Source organism: Catenuloplanes niger, from assembly GCF_031458255.1.
Classification (GTDB): domain Bacteria; phylum Actinomycetota; class Actinomycetes; order Mycobacteriales; family Micromonosporaceae; genus Catenuloplanes; species Catenuloplanes niger.
The window spans coordinates 3,719,219-3,743,670 of sequence record NZ_JAVDYC010000001.1 but is presented as its reverse complement, the minus strand read 5'-3'; the positions used below and the strand labels follow the sequence as shown (position 1 = coordinate 3,743,670).

The window sequence follows — 24,452 nt, the reverse complement described above, 5'->3', positions numbered from 1 at the left end:
GGGAGGTCCAATGCCCGAGTTGAACCCTGACATGCCCGCCGAGCTGAGCACGGAGTCGACCGCTTTCCGCGCCGCGCTCGACGTCATCCGTTCCGTTGAGCCCCGCGTGGCCGACGCGATCGCGTCCGAGCTGACCGACCAGCGTGAGTCGCTGAAGCTGATCGCGAGTGAGAACTACGCTTCGCCGGCCGTGCTGCTGGCCATGGGCAACTGGTTCTCCGACAAGTACGCCGAGGGCACGATCGGCCGCCGCTTCTACGCCGGCTGCCAGAACGTCGACACCGTCGAGTCGGTCGCGGCCGAGCACGCGAAGGCGCTGTTCGGCGCGCCGCACGCCTATGTCCAGCCGCACTCCGGCATCGACGCGAACCTCGTCGCCTACTGGGCGATCCTCGGTGACCGGGTCGAGAAGCCGATGCTGAAGAAGTTCGAGAAGCGGCAGATCAACGACCTGACCGACGCCGAGTGGGCCGAGATGCGCGCCGCGTTCGGCAACCAGCGCCTGATGGGCATGTCGCTGGACGCCGGCGGCCACCTCACCCACGGCTTCCGGCCGAACATCTCCGGCAAGATGTTCGACCAGCGCTCGTACGGCGTCGACCCGGCCACCGGCCAGATCGACTACGACGGCCTGCGGGAGAGCGCCAAGGAGTTCAAGCCGGCCGTCATCGTCGGCGGCTACTCGGCGTACCCCCGGAAGGTGAACTTCCGCATCATGCGGGAGATCGCCGACGAGGTCGGCGCCACGTTCATGGTCGACATGGCGCACTTCGCCGGTCTGGTCGCGGGCAAGGTCTTCACCGGCGACTTCGACCCGATCCCGCACGCGCACATCGTCACCACCACCACGCACAAGTCGCTGCGCGGCCCGCGCGGCGGCATGGTGCTCTGCCAGCCGGAGCTGGCCGAGCAGGTGGACCGCGGCTGCCCGATGGTCCTCGGTGGCCCGCTCGCGCACGTGATGGGCGCCAAGGCGGTCGCGCTCGCCGAGGCCCGCCGGCCCGAGTTCGCCGACTACGCGCAGCGCATCGTGGCCAACAGCCAGGCGCTCGCCGAGGGCCTGATCAAGCGCGGCGCCACCGTCGTCTCCGGCGGCACCGACAACCACCTGGTGCTGATCGACGTCGACAAGTACGGCATCACCGGCCGCCAGGCCGAGCAGGCGCTGCTCGACTCCGGCGTGGTCACGAACCGCAACAGCATCCCGAACGACCCGAACGGCGCCTGGTACACCTCCGGCATCCGCGTCGGCACCCCGGCCCTGACCACGCGCGGCCTCGGCACCGCGGAGATGGACCAGATCGCCGACCTGATGCACACGGTCCTCTCCCAGACCACCTCGGACGCCGGCTCCAAGGCCAAGTTCCACCTCGACCCGGCCGTCTCCGACCGCGTGTCGAAGCAGGCCACCGAGCTGCTCGCCCCGTTCCCGCTCTACGGTTCCGTCACGCTCTGACGTTCTCCGCGAAGCCCGCCTCCGGTCCGCCGGCGGCGGGCTTCGCCACACCCAGGACCGAAAACGCAGATCTGCCCGCTTCCCGGTGCTCACGTCCCGGTGCTCCCGCGGGCACCGGTCGGCCGTTGGCCGGCCTCCCTGCCGGTCCCGTCGCCGGTGACGCAACCCGGCCGCACCGTCGCGCCCGTGGGCGTGAACCCCTCGGACCGCCCCGCATCGTCACTCGGGTCGCACGGGTGCCGGAGAACCGCCGGGAGCGGCGAGGTTCCGGGACCCGTGGCCGCGCGGCCCGCACCGTCAGGCCCGGCAGAGGATCTCGCCGTGCAGGATGGCGAACCAGCCGTCGGGGGCCTGGGACCAGTGGCGCCAGCCGGCCGACAGGCGCTGGAGGTCCGCCGCGGTGGCGGTGCCGGCGGCCAGGATCTGGCTCGCCATGGCGGACTGGGTGATGCGGTCGGCCCAGAGGCCGCCCCACCAGTGCCTGTCGTCGGGGGTGGCGTAGCACCAGACGGCCGCGCCGGGGGTGACGTCGGTGAAGCCGGCGGCCAGCGCCCAGGAGAGCAGGCGGCGGCCGGCGTCCGGCTCGCCGCCGTTGGCCCGTGCCGTGGCCCGGTAGAGTGCGAGCCACTCGTCCAGTTCGGGGACGGCGGGGTGCCAGGCGAAGCGGTCGTAGTCGCTGTCCCGGGCCGCGACCACACCGCCGGGCCGGCAGACGCGGCGCATCTCGGCGAGCGCGCGGACCGGGTCCGTGACGTGCTGGAGGACCTGGTGGGCGTGGACCACGTCGAACGTGTCGTCCGGGAACGGCAGCGCGTGCACGTCGGCCACGGCGAAATCGACGGTGGTGACGCCTCGCTCGGCGGCCTCGGCCCGGGAGAGCGCGAGCGCGTCCTCGTTGATCTCAGTGGCGGTGACGCGGCCCGGCGCGACCAGCGCGGCGAGATCCATGGTGATCGTTCCGGGGCCGGCGCCGACGTCCAGCAGCACCTGGCCGGGTCGCAGGTGCGGCAGCAGATGGGCGGCCGAGTTCGCCGCGGTGCGCCAGCGGTGCGAGCGCAGTACCGACTCGTGATGGCCGTGTGTGTACATGGCCGAACGGTAGACCGCGCATCCCGTACAGCAGGATAGAACTCCCATATAATAAGATCCACGCATGCGTATTCTCTTCTCGTTCATCGGTGGGTTCGGGCACTTCCTGCCGCTCATCCCGATCGCCCGCGCGGCCGAGCGGGCCGGGCACCGCGTCGCGGTGCTGGGCGGTCCGCGGATGGCCGACGTGATCCGGGACGCCGGGTTCGAGGCGCTGTCCGGCGGTGACCGGCCGCCGGCGCAGGCACCGCGACCCGAGCGCGGGCCGCTGGCGCCGCTGGACCTGGAGCGCGAGCGGCGGGAGGTCACCGAGCAGTTCATCCGCGGGTCGGGGCGGGAGCGCGCGGCCGAGGTCCTGGACCTGGCGCCCCGGTGGCGGCCCGATCTGCTCGTCTGCGACGAGGTGAACCTGGGCGCGATGATCGCGGCGGAGAAGCTGGGGCTGCCGTACGCGACCGTGGTGGTGTTGGCGGCCGGCTCGTTCCTGCAGGCCGGTTACGCGGCGGCCGCGATCGACGAGGTGCGCGCGGAGCACGGGCTGCCGCCGGACCGCGGGCTGGCGATGCTCGGGCGGCACCTGATGCTGGAGCCGGTGCCGCCGGGCTTCCGCGACCCGGCGTTCCCGCTGCCGGCCACCGCCCGCGCGATCCGGCCGTCCGAGGCGCTGCCCCCGCCCGCGGAGCGCAACCGCCGCCCGCTGGTCTACTTCACGCTCGGCACCGCGTTCAACGCCGAGTCCGGCGACCTGTTCGAGCGCATGCTCGCGGGCCTGCGCGAGCTCCCCGCCGACCTGGTGATGACCGTGGGCCGGCACATCGACCCGGCCGTGTTCGGCCCGCAGCCGCCGCACGTGCGGATCGAGCGGTTCGTCCCGCAGGACGAGTTGCTGCACCGCTGCGACCTGGTGGTCACGCACGGCGGCTCGGGCAGCGTGCTCGGTGCGATCGCGCACGGCCTGCCGATGTTGCTGACGCCGCTCGGCGCGGACCAGCCGGACAACGGCGTCCGGGTGGCGGCGCTCGGCCTCGGCCGGGTGCTGCACGCCGAGACGGTGACGCCGGAGCTGGCCGCGGCCGAGGCCGCCGCGGTGCTGGCCGACGACGGCTACCGGCAGCGGGTGCGCGACCTGCGCGCGGGATGGGAGTCGCTGCCCGGCCCGGACGAAGCGGTCGCGATGCTGGCGGGCATCATCTGACATGAATCCGGCAGCGGGCGCACTCAACCGGCGATCCGGGGCATACTGACCGGCGGGGCGAGCTGATCGTTTCCGGTCGCGGACTCTCCGCGTACGGTGGCCGAGGTTTTATGGGCTTTGGTCTGTTTTCTGACGTGAGAATCGGTTGCCGTCAAGACGTCTTGACGGGCACGCTGGAGACATGCCTGCGCCGGATGATCTCGAGTACGAGTACACCCTGTTGACTGCCGTGGCCCGCTACGACATTCTGCGCACCCGCGACGCCCTGGCCTCGGCGTCGTCCCCGGACGAGACCCCGCTCGACCCCGGTCTGGCGCCGCTGTCCAAGGAGGAGGCGCTGGAGTTGCTGGCGCTCGGCGAGCTGATCGCCCGCAAGGCGACGTACGGCCGGCAGCTCGACGTGCGCACCGCCCGCAAGGCCGGTGCCTCCTGGGCCCAGATCGGACAATCCCTCGGCTGCACCAAACAGTCCGCGTGGGAGACGCACGCGAAGTGGCTGGACGAGCAGGTCTGGACGCAGCAGCAGTAGCGTAGCGCCACGCCCCGGCCGGGGACGGCGGAATCCAATCGGGTGGATATTAGTCAGACCCGCCGGTTTGCTACCGAAATGCACCTCGGGAGCAAACACCGGAACGGAGGGCTGATGTCCACCCGAGTCGCGCGGGCCTGTTTCGGCGTGTGGATGGTCGCGCTGACCGGCGCCTACTACGCGATCCCGGCGTACGGCACCGCGGTGTGGGCCGCGCTCGGCTTCTCCGCCTCGATCGCGGTGCTGGCCGGGGTGCTCCTCAACCGGCCCGGCCGCGCACTGCCGTGGTTCCTGCTGTGCGGCGTGCTGGTCACGTTCACGCTCGGCGACGCGGTCTACAACCTGCTCGCGGCCGACCCGTTCCCGTCCGCCGCGGACGGGTTCTACCTGCTGTCGTACCCGCTGCTGGCCGGTGCGCTGCTGATCTTCATCCGGTACCGGTCCGGCGCGGAGGACCGGGCCGCGCTGCTCGACGCGCTGGTCCCGACGGCCGCGATCGGGCTGCTGGTGTGGGTGTTCTGGATCGGCCCGTTCGTGCGCGACACGGACCTGAGCACGGCCGAGAAGCTCACCTCGATCGGCTACCCGGTCGGCGACGTGCTCGCGCTCGCCATGCTGGTGCGGCTGCTCGGCGCGCCCGGCACCCGGCACCTGTCGATCACCGCGCTCACGGTCGGCGTCACCGCGCTGCTCGGCACCGACCTGATCTACGGGCTGCACCGGCTCAGCCAGGACTGGCGCGCCGGCAGCCCGGTCGACCTGGGCTGGGTCGCCTTCTACGCGCTGATCGGGTACGCGGCGCTGGACCCGTCGATGACCCGGCTCACCGAACACACGCAGGCCGGGTTCCTGCCGCGGGTGGCCGGGTGGCGCCGGCTCGCCACGCTGGTCACGGCCGCGCTGGTCGCGCCGGCCGTGCTGGTCTACGAGAACCTGGACGGCACGGTCTCCGACGCGCCGGTCATCGCGGCGTTCTCCGCGCTGATGTTCCTGCTGGTCATCGGCCGGCTCGCCGGACTGCTCGCGGACCACCGGCAGATCAGTCACCGCGAGCGGGTGCTGCGCGAGGCCGGTGCGCGGCTGGTCTCCGCGGCCACGCCGGCCGAGGTCGCGGCCGCGGTCCGGGGCGCGGTGGCCCAGCTGATGCCGCCGGGCGAGCCGTACGTGCTGGAGAGCGCCGGCATCTTCGACGGCATGACCCGGGAGGAGTTCTTCGCGGACGGCGTCACGCTGCAACCGGTCGAGGCACTGCCGCCGACGCACGGTGAACCGCTGGACGGCTTCACGGTCGCGTTGCGCGCACCCGGGCCGCTGCTGCCCGACGAGGGCTCGTCCGCGGTGCGCTTCACCTGGATCTGCCTGGCCGCGCGCGAGCCGGTGCTGTGGCGGCTGCGACCGGTGTTCGAGGCGCTGGTGTCGCAGGGCACGATGGCGATCGACCGGATCGCGCTGGGCGCGGAGATCAACCGGCGCAAGCACGAGTCCTACTTCCGGACGCTGATCCAGAACACGTCCGACGTGATCCTGATCGTCGGCGACGACGACCGGATCGGGTACGCCAGCCCGTCCGCCGCCGACGTCTTCGGCACGCCCGCGCCCACCCTGGCCGGCACGCCGGTCACCGACCTGATCGTGGGTGAGCAGCACGAACGCCTCCGCGAGGCGCTCCAGCGGCTGCGCGCCGGCCGCGGCCAGTCGGCCGCGTTCGACCTGGTCGGGCTGGGTGCCGACGGTCGCACCGTGCAGGTCGAGTGCACGATCCAGGACATGCGCGACGAGCCGACCGTGCGCGGCGCCGTGCTGACCATGCGCGACGTCACCGAACGCCGCCGGCTGGAGAGCGACCTCGCCCACCAGGCCTTCCACGACACGCTGACCGGCCTGGCGAACCGGTTGCTGTTGCAGAACCGGCTGGAGCACGCGCTCACGCTGGCCCGGCGCGACCGGTCCGTGGTCGGTCTGCTCTTCATCGACCTCGACGACTTCAAGGTGGTCAACGACACGCTCGGCCTGATCGTCGGCGACCGGCTGCTGGCCGCGGCCGGCGTGCGGATCGCCGGCGTGGTCGGCCCGCAGGAGACCGTGGCCCGGATCGGCGGTGACGAGTTCGCGGTGCTGATCGAGCAGTTGCACACCCCGGCCGAGGCGGACGACGTGGCCGCCCGGATCGTCGAGGCGTGCACCGAACCGTTCGAGCTGCGCTACGACGGCGGCGGTTCCGCGATGGTCAGCGGCGCGGTCAGCATCGGCGTCACCACCAGCGTGGAGGCGCACGACGCGGCCGAGATGCAGCGCCAGGCCGACCTCGCGCTCTACGTCTCCAAGGGCGACGGGAAGGGCCGCTTCCAGCGCTACCGGACGGACCTGCACACCGCGATGGTGGAGCGACTGGAGATGCGCGCCGCGCTCAGCACCGCGGTCGAGGACCAGCAGCTGGTGCTGCAGTACCAGCCGATCGTGGACCTGGCCACCGAGGACATCGTCGGGCTGGAGGCGCTGGTCCGCTGGCAGCACCCGACCCGCGGCCTGATCGGGCCGGGCGAGTTCATCGAGGTCGCGGAGGAGAACGGCGCGATCGTGCCGATCGGCGCCTGGGTGCTGCGCGAGGCGCTGCTGGCCATCGCGGGCTGGCGGCAACTCGTCCCGGCCGCGCCGCTGCGGTATGTCTCGGTGAACGTCTCCGCGCGGCAGTTCCGCAGCCCCGGGTTCGTCGACGAGGTCGCCAAGGTGATCACGGAGAGCGGCGTGGCACCGTGGCGCCTGCTGCTGGAGATCACCGAGAGCCTGCTGCTGCGCGACGACGAGTCGGTGTGGCAGGACCTGGCCCGGCTCCGCGAGATGGGCGTGCGGATCGCGATCGACGACTTCGGCACCGGCTACTCCTCGCTCAGCTACCTCCGCCAGATGCCGGTCGACATCCTCAAGATCGACAAGTCGTTCATCGACGACATCTCCAGCAGCAGGCAGCAGCGCGCGCTGGTCGCCGCGATCGTCAGCATCGCCGACAATCTCAACCTCGGCGTGGTCGCGGAGGGCGTCGAGGACCCGGCCCACAAACAGATGCTGCTGGACATGGGCTGCCCCTTCGGCCAGGGCTACCTGTTCTCGCCCCCGGCCTGGCCGGACGCGGTGGTCGCCTGGCTCAACACCGGAATCCGCCAGCAGATCGCGGCCTGACCCGCGCGGTCCTAGCACAGCGTGCCGGTCCGTGGCCGGTAAGACCGATTCACGCGATATAAGGCTTACCTCCGACTTACGCTGCCGGTGTGGCGGTGTCGGCGCAACGGTGGCCGGAGCGCGCCCTCCTCTGCGAACGGACCGCCGCCGGCTGGCACGAACTCGCCCCCGCCGAGCTGCAGACCCGGATCAGCAAGCGGGCGGGCGGGTTGCTCGCGGCCGGACTCGGTGCGGGGGACCGGATCGCGATCCTGGGCGCACCCGGGTACGAGTGGGCGATCACGGACCTGGCGGCCTGGTGGATCGGCGCGATCCCGGTCGCCCTGCAGGAGGAGGTCCCCGGCGAGCAGCTCGACTGGATGCTGCGCTGCTGCGGCGCCGCGGCCTGCGTGGTCACCGGCGACGACCCGGCACTCACCGCGCGGGTCGCCGCGGCCGGTCTCCCGCACGCCTGGCAGACCGGTGCGGGCGGGCCGCTGACGCCGATGTCCGCGCTGGAGGTGCCGACGCTCGGCGCGATCCCACCGGCCGCCATGCCGTCCGGCGCGGTCGCCACCATCGTCTACACGTCCGGGGTCGGCGGCCGGCCCGCGGCCTGCCGGCTCACCCACGCGAACCTGGACGCGGCCGCGCGCGCGATCCGGGAGGCGCTGCCGCAGCTGTTCGGCGGCGAGCCGCGCACCGTGCTGTCCGCGCTGCCGCTGTCGCACGTCTTCGGCCGGATCGTGCACCTCGCGGCCCTGATCGGCGGGGCCCGGATCGCGCACACCGGCCCGGAGCGGATCCTGGCCGACCTCGCGGACCTGCGGCCGTCGGTGCTCGCGGCACCGCCGCGCTTCTTCGAGCATCTCTGGGGCCGCCACCTCGGCGGCGACGACGCGGCGGAGCGGGCCGCGCTGGCCGGTCCGGGCGGGCTGCGCGGCCGGCTGCGGCGGTCCCGGCACGAACGCGCGTTCGCGGCGCTGCGGGACGCGCTCGGCGGCCGGGCCGAATACCTGATCACCGGTGGCGCGCCGGTCAGCGACCGGCTCGCCCGGCTCTACCGCGGCGCGGGCGTGCCGCTGCTCACCGGGTACGGGCTGACCGAGGCCACCGCCGCGGTCACGCTGAACACGCCGGCGCTGCACCGGCCCGGCACGGTCGGCACGCCGCTGCCCGGCGTCGAGGTGCGGGTCAGCCCGGACGGCGAGGTCTTCGTGCGCGGCCCGGGCATCTTCCCCGGCTACGACGGCCCGTCCGAGATCGACCGGGACCCGGTGGTGGACGCGTCCGGCTGGCTGCACACCGGCGACCTCGGCGCGCTGGACGACGACGGCTACCTGCGGATCGCCGGCAACGTCGAGGACATGCTCACGCTGCAGTCCGGGCGGCGGGTCGCGGCCGTCGCACTGGAGGAGGTGGTCCGCGCGCACCCGCTCGTCGCGCACTGCCTGGCGGTCGGCGAGCGGCGGCCGTACGTCGCGGCGCTGATCGCGCTGGAGGAGAGCGCGGTCCAGCGCGCCTTCCCGGACGCGGCGACCCCGGCCGCCACCGACCCGCGGGTGATCGAGGCGATCCGGGTGGCGATCGACGCGGCCAACGCACGGACGTCCGCGGCCGAACAGATCCGCCGGTTCGAGATCCTCCCCGGCGGCCTGTCCCGGCGGGCCGGACACCTCACGCCCACGCTCCGGCCACGCCGCCGGCTGCTCACCGCGCTGTTCGCCACGGAGATCGAGCGCCTCTACGCGGTCGAGACCGAGCCGCAGGTGCTGCTGGAGGAGCCGGTCGAGGCGGTGGCGATCGAGGCGCGCGCGGTCACCGCCCGGGGGCCGCACGGGCTGCTGCTGCGGCCGACCAGCGTCGGCGTGGTCGCGGGCCGCCGGGTCGCGGTCGCGGGGCCGCCCGGTCACGGTCACACCGCGCTCGCGCTCGCGCTCGGCGGCCGGCTGGAACCGGACGGCGGCGACGTCACGCTGGACGGCGAGCACTCCGGGAAGCGGCTGCGCGAGGCGGTCGCGCTGGTCGACGTGCCCGGCATCAGCGAACCCGACGAGATGCTACCGCTCGCGGCCGTGGTCGGCGAGGAACTGTCGATGGCGCGCGCGAGGGCCGGGCGGCGGGCGGTCCGGGAGTGGCTCGACCGGCACGGCGCGCTCGTCTACGCGGAGACCCGCACCGAGCACGTGCCCGGCCCGGTACGCACGCGCGTGCTCGCCGAGCTGGCCGCGCTCCGGCCCGGCGTCAGCGTGCTCGTGCTGACCCTGCCGGACCGGCACGGCGGCGGACCCGGCGCCTGGTGGGACCTGGCCGGCGTGCTCGCGGCACGCGGCTACGGCGTGATCGTCCAGTGCACGGACACGTCGGCGGAACTGCTCGGGCTGCGCGCGGTCCGGCTGGGCAACGCCGATCCGGACGCGCCGGCCGCGGCCGGGTTCACCATCGCCACGGTCCGCCGCCGGCAGCTGGGCGCGTCCGCGACGACGGAAGCGATCACCCGGAACACCGAAGCGACAGGCCGACACACCGAGGAGATTTCGTGAGTGCTGTCCGGTTGGCCGTCTCGGAGCTGCGCAGGCTCACCGCGGGCCGTACCCCGAAGCTCGTGGTGCTGGCGCTGGCCGCGGTCCCGCTGCTCTACGGCGGGCTGTATCTCTACGCGAACTCCGACCCGTACGCGCGGCTCGACCGGGTGCCGGCCGCGCTGGTCATCGACGACGTCGGCGCCACCCAGCGGGACGGCTCGCTGATGCAGGCCGGTGCGCGGGTCGGCGCGGAACTCGTCGAGGACGGCGCGTTCGACTGGCGGCGCACCACCGCGGAGGCCGCGGAGGCCGGCGTCCGGGACGGCGAGTTCGACTTCGCGCTGCGCATCCCGGCCGACTTCTCGGCCGCGCTGATCTCCACCACCGAGGCGGTCGAGGGCGGTGGTACGCCACGCGCCGGCACGATCGTGCTGACCACCAACGACGCCAACAACTACGTGGTGCACACGATCGCGGCACAGGTCGCCACGGAGATCCAGGACTCGCTGTCCCGCGAGGTCGGCACGCGCGCGGCCGAGCGGTTCCTGCTCGGCTTCCAGCACATCTACGAACGGACGTCCGAGGCCGCGGCCGGTGCGGACAAGCTCGCCGCGGGCGCCGGCACGGCACACGACGGCGCGGAGAAGCTCGCGGACAGCAGCGCCAAGCTGGCCGGCGGCGACCACGACCTGCTCAGCAGCGCACGTGACCTGGCCGCGGCGGCCCAGGCCGGTGGCGCCGGCGCGCGCACGCTCGCCACCGGCGCGGACGATCTCGCCGGCGGGCTGAGCACGCTGCGCACGTCGTCGGCCGCGCTGCCCGGATCGGCACGGACGCTCGCGGACGGCGCCGCGTCGGTCGCGGCCGGCGCGCGCGAGGCCGCCGCGGCGGCCGGTGGGTTCGCCGCCACCACGACCGACGGTTTTACTACGACCGGCGGGTCCACCACGACCGCCGGGTCCACCACGACCGCGGGGTCCACCACGACTGGCGGGTCTGGCGCGTCCACCGGCTCCGGCGCGGCCGTGGCCGGCGCGGACGCCGCGCTGACCGGCCGGCTGGCCGCGCTCGGCGTGCCCGAGGCCGACGTCGCCGCGGTCGGCGCCCGGCTCGGCGAGACCCGTGCCGCGCTGGCCACCTCGCGGGCGAACATGGCCGCGCTCGCCACCCGGCTCGACTCGCTCGCGCTCGGCGCGGAGCAGGTCGACGCGGGCGTGACCGAGCTGGCCGCCGCCGTGCCCGGGTTCACCGCCGGGATCAACGACGCGGCGCTCGGCGCGGCCGCGCTGCACACCGGCGCGACCCGGCTCGCGGGCGGCAGCGACACGATCAGCGAGGGTGCGATCGCGCTCCGGGACGGCCTGGCCGCGTCCGCCAGCGGTGCCGCGAAGCTCGCGGACGGCTCGGCCGATCTGGAGCAGGGCCTCGGCACGCTCGCCGGGAACGCCCGGGACCTCGCCGCCGGCCTGCGTGGCGGCCTGGCCGAGATCCCGAAGCTGGACGACAACACGCGCGCCGCCACGGCCGGCACGATCGCCGACCCGGTCGACGTGCAGACGGTGCGCCAGAACGAGGCGGCGAACTACGGCGCCGGCCTCGCCCCGTTCTTCCTCTCGCTGGCCGCCTGGATCGGCGGGTACGTGCTGTTCCTGCTGGTCCGCCCGCTCTCCACCCGGGCGATGGCGGCCAACCAGTCCGGCCTGCGCGTCGCGCTCGGCGGCTGGCTCGCGCCCGCGCTGCTCGGCGCCGCGCAGATGGGCCTGCTCTTCGCGGTCGTGCTGTTCGCGCTGCGGTTCCACCCGGTGCACCCGGCGGGCATGGCCGCGTTCATGATGCTGGCGTCCGCCACGTTCATCGCGATCATCCACATGCTCAACGCCTGGCTCGGCGCGGTCGGCCAGTTCCTCGGGCTGGTGCTGATGGTCCTGCAACTGGTCAGCGCGGGCGGCACGTTCCCGTGGCAGACCATCCCGGCACCGTTGCACGGCCTGCACCACGTGCTGCCGATGAGTTACTCGGTCGAGGGCCTGCGCCACCTGATGTACGGCGGCGACCTGATGGCGGTCGGCCGCGCGGTCTCCATCCTGGTGGCCTACCTGCTGGTCGCGCTGCTGCTCACGGCGCTCGGCGCGCGGCGGCACCGGGTCTGGACGGTCACCCGGATCAAACCCGAGGTGGTGCTCTGACCCCACGGTCCGCACGAAGCGGCCGCCGGGCCGGACGCGACGATGCGGCTGCCGGGCCGGACGCGACGAACGCGGCCGCCGGGCCGGACGCGACGATGCGGCTGCCGGGTCCGCACCGGACCCGGCAGCCGCCGCACCCCCCGGGAGCGTCAGTTCACCTCGCGGCGCATGATGCGGATCGTGCCGAGGATCAGCGGGACCGCCACCCAGAACAGCGCCGACACGCCGAACCGGGCCCATTCGCCGGAGGTCACGTCCGCCTCGCCGATCGGCAACGAGGTCGTGTTCATGTCCAGCCACGCGGCCGCGTCGCGCAGCCAGGAGACCATCGCGCCGAGCGTGGTCCACAGCGTCGGGACCACGAAGTAGAGCACGATCGCCAGCGGCGAGTTGAGCAGCAGCGCGCCGAACGCGGAGCCCATCAGCACGTACGCGATCTCCAGCGCTACGAAGCCGAGCAGCGCCTCCGGCTGCATCGTCCAGGAGCCGTCGCCGTCCACCGCGATCGCCACCAGGTTGGCGAGCGCGGACGTGCCCGCGGTCACCGCCGTGGTGAGCAGCGCGATCACGACCGCGGCCAGCAGCTTCGCGGCGATCACCCGGCCGCGCGCCGGGACCAGCGCGAACGTGGTCAGCGCGGTCCGCTGGGACCATTCGCCGGTCATCGCCAGGATGCCCAGCACCGGCAGCAGGATGCTGACCGGGATCTGCGCGAAGCCCATCAGCGCGGCGAAGTTCGCGGTGCTTCGCGGTTCCTCGGTGGCCAACATGACCACGTGCGTCAGGATCACGCCGAGCGCGATCACGATCAGCAGCCAGAGGCCGGCCCGGGTGTCCGCGAGCTTGCGCAGCTCCACGCCGGTCAGCGTGAGCAGCGAGACCCGCCGGTGGCCGCGGTCCCCGTGTGTGGCCGGCATCGTGGTCGGCCTCTCCAGCTCCACGGTCCCGGTCATCGCGCGCCCTCCTTGACAGCGTCGCCCGTGGCGGCCGGTGCGGCCGTCAGGCTCAGGAACATCTGCTCCAGGCCGCCACCGTCGGCGGGCCGGAGTTCGAGCAGCACCACGTTGTTCTCGGCCGCGGCCCACCCGATCGCGCCCGGCTCCGCGCTGACCAGCAGCGCGCCGTCCTGCGTGCGGGTGTGGGACAGCCCGGCCCGGTCCAGCGCCGTGGCCAGCGCGGCCGGGTCGACCGCGCGGACGAGCGTCCCGCCGCCGGCCAGCAGTTCGGCCTTGTCGCCCTGCGCCACGATCCGGCCGCCGCCGATCATCACGAGCCGGTCCGCGACCGCGTCGACCTCGCGCAGCAGGTGCGAGGAGAGCAGCACGGTGCCGCCCCGGTCGGCGAAGTCGCGCAGCAGGCCGCGCATCCAGAAGATGCCCTCCGGGTCGAGCCCGTTCGCCGGCTCGTCGAGGATCAGGATGCCGGGCTCGCCGAGCAGCGCGTGGGCCAGGCCGAGCCGCTGCCGCATGCCGAGCGAGTACTGGCGTACCCGCTTGCGCGCGGCCTTGCCGTCCAGCCCGACCAGGTCGAGCACGGCGGAGACGCGGGACCGGGGCACGCCCATGGTCATCGCGGACAGCGACAACACCTCCCGGCCGGTACGGCCACCGTGCTGCGCGGACGCGTCCAGCAGCACGCCGATCCGGCGGCCCGGGTTGTCGAGGCGCCGGAACGGCACGCCCGCCACGGTCGCGCTGCCCGCCGAGGGCGCGGTGAGCCCGCAGATCATGCGCATGGTGGTGGACTTGCCCGCGCCGTTCGGGCCGAGGAAGCCGGTGACCGTGCCGGGCTCGCAGGTGAACGAGACATCGTCGACGGCGGTGTGCGCGCCGTACCGTTTCGTCAGGTGGTCAGCCGTAATCATGTCCATCAGCCTGGCCGAGCCACCCGGTCGCCCGCGTCGGTCCGCGGTTGACGTCGCTGTCACCAAAGTCGCGTTCCCGCGTCGACTTTGGTCGGTACCGATGATCCGTGACGGTCCGTAACCTGGGCGTCATGACCTCGATCCTGGGTGCCCTGGGCGGCGCGCTGGACTCGCTGGACGAGGACGAACCGGTCCGCCCGCGGACCACCCGCGACTGGGTGGTCGACTCGCTCACCTTCGTCCTCGCGATCGCGTTCGCGGTCCTGGTGACCGCGCAGGAGTTCTACGGCTGGGGTGCGGACGGCATCCGCCGCGGCCCGGCCTGGCTGCTCTGGGTGGATCTCGCGCTCAGCCTGGTTCTCTGCGTCGGGCTCTGGTGGCGTCGTCGCCGCCCGGTCTCGCTGGCCCTGATCGGCGTGCTGTTCGGCGTCTTCTCGGCGGCCAGCGGCGGCGCCACGCTGATCATCCTGTTCAACCTGGCCGTACACCGTCGTTTCCCGGTCGCGGCCGCGCTGACCGCGCTCAACGTGGCGCCCACGCTCATCTACGCGGCGGTGCGGCCCGACCCGGCGGTCGGCTACTGGGCGACCATCGCCTGGACCGCGGTCCTGGCGTCGATCAACCTGCTCTGGGGTTCGCTGATCCGGTCCCGCCGGCAGCTGCTCCGCTCGCTGCGCGACCGGGCCGAGCGCGCCGAGGCCGAGCAGCAGCTGCGCGTGGCCCAGGCCCGGCAGCTGGAACGGACCCGGATCGCGCGCGAGATGCACGACGTCCTGGCGCACCGGATCTCGCTGCTCAGCCTGCATGCGGGCGCGCTGGAGATCCGGCCGGACGCGCCGGCCGCCGAGGTGGCCAAGGCCGCGGGCGTGATCCGGGCCAGCGCGCACCAGGCGCTGCAGGACCTGCGCGAGGTGATCGGCGTGCTGCGCGAGCCCACGGCCGCCGGCGACCCGGAGCGGCCACAGCCGACGCTGGCGGACCTGACCGCGCTGGTCGAGGAGTCGCGTGCGGCCGGCACCCGGGTGACGCTGGAGTTGCCGGACGGCGCGGAGAACCCGCCGGACGTGGTGGGGCGCACGGCGTACCGGATGGTCCAGGAGGGTTTGACGAACGCCCGCAAGCACGCGCCGGGCGCGCTGGTCACGGTGTCGGTCGCGGGCGCGCCCGGAGCCGGCCTGACGATCCGGGTCCGCAACCCCGGGCCGCTCGCGGTCGGTGCGCCGGTGCTGCCCGGTGCCGGTACCGGGCTGGTCGGGCTGACCGAGCGTGCCACACTGGCCGGTGGACGACTCGATCATCGCCGCGAGCCCGGCGGTGGCTTCACGCTGGAGGCATGGCTGCCGTGGCCGAAGACCTGACCCCGCCGGTACGCGTGCTGATCGTCGACGACGACGCGCTGGTCCGGACCGGGCTCTCGATGATCCTCGGCGCCGCACCGGAGATCACCGTGGTCGGTGAGGCCGCGGACGGCGCCGAGGTGGCCGCCGCGATCGACGCGTACCGCCCGGACGTGGTGCTGATGGACATCCGGATGCCGAAGGTGGACGGCCTGGCCGCGACGGAGGCGGTCCGCACCCGCCCGGACGCGCCCGAGGTGATCGTGCTGACCACGTTCGACCTGGACGAGTACGTGCTGCGCGCGCTGCGGGCCGGCGCCAGCGGCTTCCTGCTGAAGGACACGCCGCCCACGGAGATCATCCACGCGGTCCGGCGCGTCGCGTCCGGCGAGGCCACGCTGTCCCCGACGGTCACCCGTCAGCTGATCGCGCACGTCGCCGCGCCCGCGCCCGGCCCGGCCCGCAACCGGCCGCTGGAGTTGCTCGGCACGCTCAGCGAACGGGAGCGCGAGGTCGCGATCGCGGTCGGCCAGGGCAAGTCCAACGCGGAGATCGCCGGCGAGCTGTTCATGAGCGTCGCCACCGTCAAGGCGCACGTCTCCCGCCTGCTGACCAAGCTGGACCTGAACAACCGCGTCCAGATCGCCATCCTGGTCCACGACGCGGGTCTGGTGTAACTGGCCTCCCGGTGCCCGCTTTGCGGTAATTTCAACCGCGATGGGACGGCCGGAGAAGACGATCACCACGGGGGTACGGGAGCTGGCCGCGCTGGCCGAGCACCTGCGCCGGCTGCGGAGCGCGTCCGGCAAGACCTACCCCGAGCTCGAGCGCGCCGGCGGCTACTCCGCCTCGGTCTTCAGCCGCGCCGCATCCGGCGACGCGCTGCCCACCTGGCAGGTGACCCGCGCCTACGGCACCGCCTGCGGCGCGGACGAGCCGGCCCTCCGCCGCGCGTGGGAACAGGCCCGTGACGCGCTGACCCGGCAGCGGGCGTCGACCACGGTGGACGATCCCGAGGCCGCGCCCGTCACCCCCACCGACTTCAACCTGCGGCTGCGCGAGCTGATCCGGCGCCGCGGCACCCAGCGGGCGATCGCCGCCCGCGCCAACTACTCACCCAGCACGGTCAGCGCCGCCCTCAACGCCGCGCGCGTCCCGTCCGCCGACTTCGTCGACCGCGTCCTCGGCTCGCTCGACCTCCCGGCCGACGAGCACGAACGCTGGCACGCCTGGCGATCCACCCTCGCCACGGCCGACCCGCAACCCACGCCGGCCGCTGTCGCGATCCCGGCCGCTGTCCCGGTCGCGGCCGCTGTCCCGGTCGCGGCCGCGCCGCAGATCCCGGCGGCCCGCACGCCGCCGGCGCAACCCGCGCCGATCGTCGCCACCGGGCCGCCGATCGCGGCGTTGCTGCCGATCATCCTGGCCGGGCTGCTGCTGGCCGCGCTCTTCACGCTGCTCCCGGCCGTCATCGACTGGTGGACCTCGGCCTGCTGACCGGCCGCCGGGGACGCACCCCGCCCGCCGACGTGCGGCCCGCCGGCCCGCAGACCTGCCTGTCTGCCGGCCCGCCGGCCCGCAGACCTGCCTGTCTGCCGGACCGGCGACCCGGTGACCTGCCTGTCTGCCGGACCGGCGGCCCGGTGACCTGCCGACCCGGTGACCTGTCGAGCCGGTGACCTGCCGGCCCGGTGACCTGCCGAGCCGGTGACTCGGCGGACCGGGGACCTGCTGGGGGAACCACCGCGGGACCGGCAGGGAGGCCGCCCGCGGCCGACCGGTGCCCGCGGGAGCATGCGGGAACCGGCCACGCCGGAAGCGGGAAAAGCCGAAACTATCCGACGGCCGCAGGCCCGAGCACGCTCTTCAGGTCGCCCATCAGCGCGGTCGTCGGCGCGACGCGGGTGCCGAGGCGGAGGACGGTGGTGCGGCCGCCGTTGACCAGTTTGACGTGGATCTCGTTGTCGCCCGGGTGCAGCATCAGCACCTCCTTCAGGCGCTCGACCAGCGGCGGCGTGCAGCGGGTGATCGGCATGGTGAGCACGACCGGTTTGGCGTCCGGGTTGGCGGTGACGTCGGGCATCATCATGTCCATCGCCATGATGCGCGGGGTGTCGTCGCGGCGGTCGATCCGGCCCTTGACGACGACGATCGCGTCCTCGGCGATGTACTGGCCGACCAGCTCGTAGGTGTTCGGGAAGAACAGTGCCTCGACGCCGCCGGCCAGGCCCTCCAGCGTGGCGGAGGCCCAGGCCTTGCCCTGCTTGGTGACGCGGCGCTGGACGCCGGAGAGGATGCCGGCCAGTGTGACGACGGCGCCGTCCGGGACGGTGCCCTCCTCGGCGAGCGCGGCGATGCTGGTGTCGGCGTGCTGCTGGAGGACGTGCTCGAGGCCGAAGAGCGGGTGGTCGGAGACGTAGAGGCCGAGCATCTCGCGCTCGAACGCCAGCTTGTCGCGCTTGTCCCACTCGGTGTCGGGGATCGTCGGCATCGCGACGGTGGCGGACGGTGCGGCATCACCGAAGCCGGCGCCGAACAGGTCGAACTGGCCGACCGCCTCGTTCTTCTTGACGCCGGAGTACGCGTCGATCGCCTCCGCGTGCACGGCGAGCAGGCCCTTGCGGGTGTGCCCCATCGAGTCGAACGCGCCGGCCTTGATCAGCGACTCGATCGTCTTCTTGTTGCAGGCGACCGCGTCCACCTTGGACAGGAAGTCGTAGAAGTCGGTGTACTTGCCCTTCTCGTCGCGGCAGCGGCGGATCGCCTCCACCACGTTCGTGCCGACGTTGCGGACCGCGGCGAGGCCGAACCGGATGTCCTTGCCGACCGGTGTGAACGGCCCGGCCGACTCGTTGACGTCCGGCGGGAGCACGCTGATCCCCATCCGGCGGCACTCCGCGAGGTAGAGCGCCATCTTGTCCTTGTCGTCGCCGACGGACGTGAGCAGGCCGGCCATGTACTCCGCGGGGTAGTTCGCCTTCAGGTAGCCGGTCCAGTAGGAGACCAGGCCGTACCCGGCGGTGTGCGCCTTGTTGAACGCGTAGTCCGCGAACGGGACGAGCACGTCCCAGAGCTTCTGGATGGCCTCGTCGGAGTAGCCGTTGCCGCGCATGCCGTCGCGGAACGGGACGAACTCCTTCTCCAGCACCTCCTTCTTCTTCTTGCCCATCGCGCGGCGCAGCAGGTCGGCTTGGCCGAGCGAGTAACCGGCCAGCTTCTGCGCGGCGCGCTGCACCTGCTCCTGGTAGACGATCAGGCCGTGCGTCGGGCCGAGGATCTCCTTGAGCGGCTCCTCCAGCTCAGGGTGGATCGGGGTGATGTCCTGCAGGCCGTTCTTGCGGAGCGCGTAGTTGGTGTGCGAGTCCGCACCCATCGGGCCGGGCCGGTAGAGCGCCAGCACCGCGGAGATGTCCTCGAAGTTGTCCGGCTTCATCAGGCGCAGCAGCGAGCGCATCGGGCCGCCGTCGAGCTGGAACACGCCGAGCGTGTCGCCGCGGGCCAGCAGCTCGTAGGTGGCCTTGTCGTCCAGCTCCAGCGCGAGCAGGTCGAGCTTCTTGCCGTGGTTGATCTCGATGTTCTTGACCGCGTCGTCGATGATCGTCAGGTTCCGCAGGCCGAGGAAGTCCATCTTCAGCAGGCCGAGCGTCTCGCAGGTCGGATAGTCGAACTGCGTGATGATCGCGCCGTCCGCGTCCCGGCGCGTCAGCGGGATGTGCTCGATGATCGGCTCGGCGGACATGATGACGCCGGCGGCGTGCACGCCGGTCTGCCGGATCAGGCCCTCGATGCCGCGCGCGGTGTCGATCACCTTCTTGACGTCGTGCTCCGCCTCGTAGAGCGCGCGGATCTCGGTCGCCTCGGAGTAGCGCGGGTGGTTCGGGTCGAAGATGCCGGAGAGCGGGATGTCCTTGCCCATCACGGCCGGCGGCATGGCCTTGGTGATCCGGTCACCGACCGCGTACGGGTACCCGAGCACGCGGGCGGAGTCCTTGATCGCGGCCTTCGCCTTGATCGTGCCGAACGTGGCGATCTGGGCGACCCGGTCCTCGCCCCACTTGTCCGTCACGTAGCGGATCACCTCGGCGCGCCGGCGCTCGTCGAAGTCGATGTCGACGTCGGGCATCGAGACGCGGTCCGGGTTCAGGAACCGCTCGAAGATCAGTCCGTGCGGCAGCGGGTCGAGGTCGGTGATGCCCAGTGCGTACGCCACCAGCGAGCCGGCCGCCGAACCACGACCCGGGCCGACCGCGATGCCGTTCCGCTTCGACCACTGGATGAAGTCGGCGACCACCAGGAAGTAGGACGGGAAGCCCATCTGGATGATGATCCCGAGCTCGTACTCCGCCTGCGCGACGTGCGTCTCCGGGATGCCGTTCGGGAAGCGCCGCTTGAGGCCCTCGAACGCCTCCTGCCGGAAGTAGGACTCCTCGGTGTGCCCCTCCGGCACCGGGAAACGCGGCATCAGGTTCTTGAACGTGAACATGCCGGTGGTGTCGACCTTCTCGGCCACCAGCAGCGTGTTCCGGCAGCCTTCCTGCCAGGCGTCCGAGGAGTCGATCGCGCGCATCTGGTCCGCGGACTTCACGAAGTAGCCGTTGCCGTCGAACCGGAACCGGTTCGGGTCGTCCACGTTCGCGCCGGTCTGCACGCAGAGCAGCACGTCGTGCGCGGCGGACTGCTCCTCGTAGGTGTAGTGCGAGTCGTTGGTGACCACCGGCTTGATGTTCAGCTTCCGGCTGATCTCCAGCAGGCCGTCCCGGACCCGGCGCTCGATCTCCAGCCCGTGGTCCATGATCTCCAGGAAGTAGTTGTCCTTCCCGAAGATGTCCTGGTACTGCCCGGCGACCTTGAGCGCCTCCTCGGGCTGGCCCAGCCGAAGGCGGGTCTGCACCGCGCCGGACGGGCACCCGGTGGTCGCCATGATGCCCTTGGCGTGCTCGGAGATCAGCTCCATGTCCATCCGCGGCCACTTCACGTAGTGGCCCTCGAACGACGCGCGCGAGTTCAGCTTGAAGAGGTTCTTCAGGCCCTCGGCGGACTGCGCCCACATGGTCATGTGCGTGATCGCGCCGTTACCGGAGACGTCGTCCGACTTCTGCTCCGGCCGGCCCCACTTCACGCGCTGTTTGTGGAAGCGGGACTCCGGCGCGACGTACGCCTCGACGCCGATGATCGGCGTGATCTCCGCCGCCTTGGCCTGCTTGTAGAAGTCGTACGCCCCGTGCATGTTGCCGTGGTCACTGATCGCCACGGCCGGCATGCCGAGCCGCTTCGCCTCCTTGAAGAGATCCTTCAGCCGGGCCGCTCCGTCGAGCATCGAATACTCCGTGTGCACGTGGAGGTGCACGAACGAATCGCCCACGGCAGGACTCACCCCGTCTTCGAATCTGCTTCCAGCGCTCCCCGAGGCGGACCACTCTAGTCGTTCCCGGGGAGCCGGACGGCGTCGGAACGGGGGTGTTTCGTCACGCCTTCGTGAAGACCCAGGCCCGCATCAGGAGGAACCGCAGCACGGTGGCCGTGAGGTTGGCGACGACGAGTATCAGCAGCTCAATGACCCTGTGTGGGGTCTCTGTGACTGCGTGCAACGCCGCCAGTGATCCGCTGGTCAGGGCCAGGCCGAGAACGAAAATCATCAATCCCTGCGCGTGGTGTCGGGCGGCCCCGCGGGCGCCCTGCACGCCGAACGTGAAGCGCCGGTTCGCGGCCGTGTTGCCGACCGCGGTGATCAGCAGCGCCAGCAGGTTCGCGGCCTGCGCGCCGAGTCCGACCCGGAGGAGCGCGTAGATCAGCAGGTACGCCAGCGTGCTCGCCACGCCGACCGCGGCGAACCGCAGCAGCTGGTCGGTCATCCCCGCCGGTACGCCGGGGACCGGGGTCAGCGGGGCGCGGCCGAGCTGGGTGCGCAGCTCGGCCACGGGCAGGCGGCCGGTGGCGAGCGCGCGGCCGAGGCGGGCTATGCCCCGCAGGTCGGCGATCGCGGTCGACACGATGTCGACCCGGCTGTCCGGGTCGTCGACCCAGTCCACCGGCACCTCGTGGATGCGCAGGCCGGTGCGCTGGGCCAGGACCAGCAGCTCGGTGTCGAAGAACCAGCCGGTGTCCTCGACGAGCGGCAGCAACCGGTCGGCCACGTCCTTGCGGATCGCCTTGAAGCCGCACTGCGCGTCCGAGAAGCGGGTCTGCAGCGTGCCGCGCAGGATCAGGTTGTAGCCGCGCGAGATGATCTCCCGCTTGGCGCCGCGGACCACCCGCGCGTTCCGGGACAGCCGGGACCCGATCGCCACGTCGCTGTGCCCGGAGATCAGCGGCGCCACCAGCGGCAGCAGCGCGGCCAGGTCGGTGGAGAGGTCCACGTCCATGTACGCCAGCACCGGCGCGCCGGACGCGGACCACACCTCCTTCAGCGCGTGGCCGCGGCCCTTGCGCGGCAGGTGCGTGACCGACACGCCGGGCAGCGTCGCCGCGAGCCGCCGCCCGACCTCGAGCGTGCCGTCCGTGCTGGCGTTGTCCGCGACGGTGATCCGGAACGGGTACGGGAACGACGCGCTGAGGTGCGCGTGCAGCCGGCGCACGCACGGCTCCAGGTCCCGCTCCTCGTTGTAGACCGGGATGACCACGTCGAGGGCGGCGGTGCCGGGTGTGATCGCGGGCGGTGCGGTCTCTCCTGCGGTGATCGGCACGGCGGCTCAGCTCCCCTGCGGCGCGGAGGCGGGCACGGTCAGGTCGTAGATCGTCGTGTCGTCCACGGTCCGCGACGCGAAGTTGGCCTGCACCCAGGTCGCGATCTCCGCGCTGACCTGGCTGCTGCCGTCGCGCCCGCCGCCGCCGAAGCCGCCGTCCCCGATGAAGTAGTGGATCTGTCCCAGCTCCACGTACTCCTGGAACCGCGCGAGCGAGGGCGCCGGGTCGGTGCCGTTGAAGCCGCCGATCGCCATCACCGGGTCGCCGGTGGCCAGCTGGTACCCGGAGGCGCGGTTCGAGCCGACCGCGGCCGCGATCCAGGTGTACCGCTCCGCGTCCTTCTCCAGCAGCGCGACCATCTCGTCGCTCGGCGCGGAGCCGTTGAGCAGGCCACCCATGCCGCCGGCGCTGCCCCGCCCACCGGGAAGGCCCTGCCCGCCGCCGGGCATTCCCTGGCCGCCGGGGAAGGTCTGGCCGCCGGGGAAGGTCTGGCCGTCGTTCCGCGGGACGGTGCCGCCGGGAGGTGCCTGGCCGCCGCCCGGGAAGCCGCCCCGGCCGCCGCGTCCGCCGCCGCCCGGGCCGCCGCCGAAACCGCCGGCCGTCATCGGCCCCGCGGACGGGATCGAGCCGGTGTGCGGCGTACCCGCGGTGTTGACGGCGTAGGCCGCCGGTGCCGCCAGCGAGATCGCGGCCGCGACCACGCCGACCGGCACCGCGATCCGCGCGGCCAGCCGGCTGGTCGCCGCCAGCGCCACCGCGGCCGTGATCCCGCCGGCCAGCACGGTCCAGCGCAGCCACGGGTACCAGTCCGCGCTGCGCCCGAGCAGCACCCAGGCCCACACCGCGGTGCCCGCGACCGTCACGGCCAGCAGCGCGATCGCCCACGGGCTGCGCCGCCGGGACCACAGCAGCGACCCGCCCATGCCGGCCAGCGCGCCGATCGCCGGTGCCAGCGCCACCGTGTAGTACGCGTGGAAGATGCCCTGCATGAAGCTGAACGTGAGCGCCGTGACGACGAGCCAGCCACCCCAGAGCACGAACGCCGCACGGGTACGGTCGGTGCGCGGCCGGCGCGCGGTGACCACCAGCCCGGCGATCATCAGCACCAGCGCGGCCGGCAGCAGCCAGGCGATCTGACCGCCCTGCGCGGAGTCGAACATCCGCAGGATGCCGGCCTCGCCCCACATGCCGCCGCCGTTGCCGCCGCCACCCGGCCCGGCCGCGCCGCCGCCGGGAGCGCCCGTGCCGCCACCGCCGACGCTGCCGGTCTCGTTGCCGTTGAGCCGGCCGAGACCGTTGTAGCCGAGCGTGAGCTCCAGGATGCTGTTGTTCTGCGAGCCGCCGATGTACGGCCGGGACTCCTCCGGCCACAGCTCGACCGCGAGGATCCACCAGCCGGCGGCGACGATCATCGCGCCGGCCGCGCCGAGCAGCTGGAGGAACCGCCTGCCGAGCCGCGGCGGGCCGGCGATCAGGTAGACCAGGCCGAGCGCGGGCAGGATCAGCAGCACCTGGAGCATCTTGGCCAGGTAGCCGAGGCCCATGAAGGCACCGCAGAGCAGCAGCCAGGTGGTCGCGCCCCGCTCCAGTGCGCGGACCATCGCCCAGCACGCCGCGATCATCAGCAGTACGAGCAGCGCGTCCGGGTTGTTGAAACGGAACATCAGCGCGGCGACCGGGGTGCCGGCCAGCACCGTGCCGGCCAGCAGCGCGGCCGCGGGCGGGAACCAGCGCCGGACCGTGGCGTAGAGCAGCGCGACCGAGGCGACGCCGATCAGCGCCTGCGGGACCAGCATGCTCCACGAGTTCATGCCGAAGACCCGGGCGGTCAGCGCCATCGGCCACAGCGACAGCGGCGTCTTGTCGACCGTGATGAAGTTGGCCGCGTCCGAGGAGCCGAAGAAGAACGCCTTCCAGCTCTCCGAGCCGGCCTGGACCGCGGCCGCGTAGAACGAGTTCGCCCAGCCGGAGGCGCGCAGATCCCAGATGTACAGGACGGCGGTGGCGACCAGCAGCACGTAGAGCGCGGGACGGGCCCACGCCGGGTCGTCGTCGGGCCCGCGGAGCATCCGCCGCGCCCACGACCGCGTCCCGGCCGGCGTCTCGGTGCCCGCGGCGACGGTGTCCGGCGTCTCGGTGCCCGCGGCGACGGTGTCCGGCGTCTCGGTGCCCGCGGCAACGGTGTCCGGCGTCTCGGTGGTGGTGGCCGGTGTCTCGGTGGTGGCCGGTGTCTCGGCGGGGTCCGGCGTCTTCGGGGGAGGCGGACCCTCAGCGGGCAACGTCGAGGTCATCGGCTTCGTCCTTCGGCAGTCAGCATTCACGACAAGACGGGCTTTCCGGTCAAAGTTCAGCCCCGGTGACCAGGATCGACCGGGCATCTCACCGTGCCCTCTGGCGAGGCTGTGAGGACGCTGGGAATACGCGCATGCCG

At 72.9% G+C, this 24,452-nt stretch carries 15 protein-coding genes; 9 read left to right on the top strand and 6 right to left on the bottom strand.

The genetic code is table 11. From position 1 onward, the window contains the following. Positions 1 to 10 precede the first annotated feature (10 nt). Entirely contained in the window at positions 11 to 1,456 is a 1,446-nt protein-coding gene (locus tag J2S44_RS16310) for a glycine hydroxymethyltransferase (RefSeq protein WP_310414277.1), read from the top strand. Between the two features lie 297 nt (positions 1,457 to 1,753). Here J2S44_RS16310 and J2S44_RS16305 read toward each other — a convergent pair whose 3' ends face one another. Continuing rightward, entirely contained in the window at positions 1,754 to 2,545 is a 792-nt protein-coding gene (locus J2S44_RS16305; RefSeq protein WP_310414275.1) for a class I SAM-dependent methyltransferase, read from the bottom strand. A 64-nt stretch (positions 2,546 to 2,609) separates the two neighbouring features. Between J2S44_RS16305 and J2S44_RS16300 the strand changes: the two genes are divergently transcribed. The 5 genes from J2S44_RS16300 to J2S44_RS16280 all read left to right on the top strand — a co-directional run bounded on the left by J2S44_RS16300 (position 2,610) and on the right by J2S44_RS16280 (position 12,136). Further along, on the top strand, positions 2,610 to 3,740 hold the full coding sequence (locus tag J2S44_RS16300) for a glycosyltransferase (protein WP_310414272.1): 1,131 nt from the start codon (positions 2,610 to 2,612) through the stop codon (positions 3,738 to 3,740). A gap of 181 nt (positions 3,741 to 3,921) precedes the next feature. Then, positions 3,922 to 4,269, top strand: a complete 348-nt coding sequence (locus tag J2S44_RS16295) for a hypothetical protein (protein WP_310414269.1) — start codon at positions 3,922 to 3,924, stop codon at positions 4,267 to 4,269. A 114-nt stretch (positions 4,270 to 4,383) separates the two neighbouring features. Further along, complete coding sequence (locus J2S44_RS16290; RefSeq protein WP_310414267.1) at positions 4,384 to 7,446, top strand: EAL domain-containing protein; 3,063 nt, start codon at positions 4,384 to 4,386, stop codon at positions 7,444 to 7,446. 89 nt (positions 7,447 to 7,535) lie between these two features. Next, complete coding sequence (locus tag J2S44_RS16285) at positions 7,536 to 9,968, top strand: AMP-binding protein (protein WP_310414264.1); 2,433 nt, start codon at positions 7,536 to 7,538, stop codon at positions 9,966 to 9,968. After that, a complete protein-coding gene (locus J2S44_RS16280; protein ID WP_310414261.1) occupies positions 9,965 to 12,136 on the top strand; it encodes a YhgE/Pip domain-containing protein in 2,172 nt (723 codons plus the stop codon). The genes J2S44_RS16285 and J2S44_RS16280 overlap by 4 nt, the downstream gene beginning before the upstream one ends. A gap of 149 nt (positions 12,137 to 12,285) precedes the next feature. Here the strand turns inward: J2S44_RS16280 and J2S44_RS16275 are convergent, their stop codons facing one another. Further along, the gene (locus J2S44_RS16275; protein WP_310414258.1) at positions 12,286 to 13,089 is read right to left on the bottom strand and encodes an ABC transporter permease; all 804 of its coding nucleotides are present in this window, start codon (positions 13,087 to 13,089) and stop codon (positions 12,286 to 12,288) included. Beyond that, positions 13,086 to 14,000 carry an ABC transporter ATP-binding protein gene (locus J2S44_RS16270; RefSeq protein ID WP_310414255.1) on the bottom strand — a complete coding sequence of 305 codons (915 nt, stop codon included), beginning with the start codon at positions 13,998 to 14,000 and terminating at the stop codon, positions 13,086 to 13,088. The genes J2S44_RS16275 and J2S44_RS16270 overlap by 4 nt, the downstream gene beginning before the upstream one ends. 131 nt (positions 14,001 to 14,131) lie before the next feature. Between J2S44_RS16270 and J2S44_RS16265 the strand changes: the two genes are divergently transcribed. The 3 genes from J2S44_RS16265 to J2S44_RS16255 are packed head-to-tail and all read left to right on the top strand — an operon-like array spanning position 14,132 to position 16,834. Beyond that, positions 14,132 to 15,358: a sensor histidine kinase gene (locus tag J2S44_RS16265; RefSeq protein ID WP_310414253.1), complete on the top strand. Its 1,227-nt coding sequence runs from the start codon at positions 14,132 to 14,134 to the stop codon at positions 15,356 to 15,358. Continuing rightward, complete coding sequence (locus tag J2S44_RS16260; RefSeq protein WP_310414250.1) at positions 15,334 to 16,014, top strand: response regulator; 681 nt, start codon at positions 15,334 to 15,336, stop codon at positions 16,012 to 16,014. Before J2S44_RS16265 ends, J2S44_RS16260 begins: the two co-directional genes overlap by 25 nt. Positions 16,015 to 16,054: 40 nt before the next feature. Then, positions 16,055 to 16,834 carry a helix-turn-helix transcriptional regulator gene (locus J2S44_RS16255; RefSeq protein ID WP_310414248.1) on the top strand — a complete coding sequence of 260 codons (780 nt, stop codon included), beginning with the start codon at positions 16,055 to 16,057 and terminating at the stop codon, positions 16,832 to 16,834. A gap of 337 nt (positions 16,835 to 17,171) precedes the next feature. Here J2S44_RS16255 and dnaE read toward each other — a convergent pair whose 3' ends face one another. The 3 genes from dnaE to J2S44_RS16240 all read right to left on the bottom strand — a co-directional run bounded on the left by dnaE (position 17,172) and on the right by J2S44_RS16240 (position 24,312). After that, the gene (gene dnaE, locus J2S44_RS16250) at positions 17,172 to 20,699 is read right to left on the bottom strand and encodes a DNA polymerase III subunit alpha (protein WP_310414245.1); all 3,528 of its coding nucleotides are present in this window, start codon (positions 20,697 to 20,699) and stop codon (positions 17,172 to 17,174) included. A gap of 103 nt (positions 20,700 to 20,802) precedes the next feature. Then, positions 20,803 to 22,020, bottom strand: coding sequence for a bifunctional glycosyltransferase family 2/GtrA family protein (locus tag J2S44_RS16245; RefSeq protein ID WP_310414242.1), 1,218 nt, complete (start codon positions 22,018 to 22,020; stop codon positions 20,803 to 20,805). Between the two features lie 6 nt (positions 22,021 to 22,026). Then, positions 22,027 to 24,312 (bottom strand): glycosyltransferase family 39 protein, encoded by a 2,286-nt coding sequence (locus J2S44_RS16240; RefSeq protein ID WP_396074885.1) that lies wholly within the window; start codon positions 24,310 to 24,312, stop codon positions 22,027 to 22,029. Positions 24,313 to 24,452 lie beyond the last annotated feature (140 nt).

Coding starts and splice junctions, on each gene's coding strand:
- J2S44_RS16310 (WP_310414277.1), top strand. CDS start 11: ATGCCCGAGTTGAACCCTGACATGCCCGCCGAGCTGAGCACGGAGTCG.
- J2S44_RS16305 (WP_310414275.1), bottom strand. CDS start 2,545: ATGTACACACACGGCCATCACGAGTCGGTACTGCGCTCGCACCGCTGG.
- J2S44_RS16300 (WP_310414272.1), top strand. CDS start 2,610: ATGCGTATTCTCTTCTCGTTCATCGGTGGGTTCGGGCACTTCCTGCCG.
- J2S44_RS16295 (WP_310414269.1), top strand. CDS start 3,922: ATGCCTGCGCCGGATGATCTCGAGTACGAGTACACCCTGTTGACTGCC.
- J2S44_RS16290 (WP_310414267.1), top strand. CDS start 4,384: ATGTCCACCCGAGTCGCGCGGGCCTGTTTCGGCGTGTGGATGGTCGCG.
- J2S44_RS16275 (WP_310414258.1), bottom strand. CDS start 13,089: ATGACCGGGACCGTGGAGCTGGAGAGGCCGACCACGATGCCGGCCACA.
- J2S44_RS16270 (WP_310414255.1), bottom strand. CDS start 14,000: ATGATTACGGCTGACCACCTGACGAAACGGTACGGCGCGCACACCGCC.
- J2S44_RS16265 (WP_310414253.1), top strand. CDS start 14,132: ATGACCTCGATCCTGGGTGCCCTGGGCGGCGCGCTGGACTCGCTGGAC.
- J2S44_RS16260 (WP_310414250.1), top strand. CDS start 15,334: ATGGCTGCCGTGGCCGAAGACCTGACCCCGCCGGTACGCGTGCTGATC.
- J2S44_RS16255 (WP_310414248.1), top strand. CDS start 16,055: ATGGGACGGCCGGAGAAGACGATCACCACGGGGGTACGGGAGCTGGCC.
- J2S44_RS16240 (WP_396074885.1), bottom strand. CDS start 24,312: ATGACCTCGACGTTGCCCGCTGAGGGTCCGCCTCCCCCGAAGACGCCG.